Source organism: Pseudoalteromonas sp. GW168-MNA-CIBAN-0100, assembly GCF_040309225.1.
Classification (GTDB): Bacteria; Pseudomonadota; Gammaproteobacteria; order Enterobacterales; family Alteromonadaceae; genus Pseudoalteromonas; species Pseudoalteromonas arctica.
Map to the genome: position 1 here is coordinate 1 of NZ_JBEOOL010000139.1, position 427 is coordinate 427.

The 427-nt window shown below is 35.8% G+C and carries 1 protein-coding gene and 1 pseudogene; both read right to left on the reverse strand.

The features are described 5' to 3' along the window. Window positions 1-301 (reverse strand): DUF2238 domain-containing protein (locus AAEY62_RS20405; protein ID WP_350636030.1); only part of this gene is annotated, 301 nt, incomplete at its 3' end. Between the two features lie 42 nt (window positions 302-343). Beyond that, window positions 344-427 (reverse strand): annotated as a pseudogene (locus AAEY62_RS20410) (SDR family oxidoreductase); the annotation flags it as partial.

A 427-nucleotide genomic window follows, 5' to 3' on the forward strand; every position in this document is an offset into this window, starting at 1 on the left:
GTACAAAGCCCTGAAAAAAATGCCCTACTTTGTCGTAGTTATTGCGCTCACTGCCAAATAAATTATCGAATAGCGGTACTTCAGCATAGGTGTAATGGCCGCCTACCATCAACACAATACAATGCGCTAAAATAAACCAATATAAAATAGGGGTTAACTTAAATTGTTTATAGGTGCCAAGCATAATTACCACACCAATAATGGCTGGTAGCACTTCTAAAAACCAAGTAAATTGATCTTTTGGGTTTATACCCGACCAGATCAGCACGCTAAAAAATAATCCGAGCCATATATACTTTATTATCATTTTTACACTCAACTATAGCTTTCTTGAATTTTGGTATTATTTAAAGTTAACTTTAGCTGTTAAACGGTTAAATAAACGCGGAAAAAAGCGTTTAATGGTAGGAGCCCAACCACTTAAGCC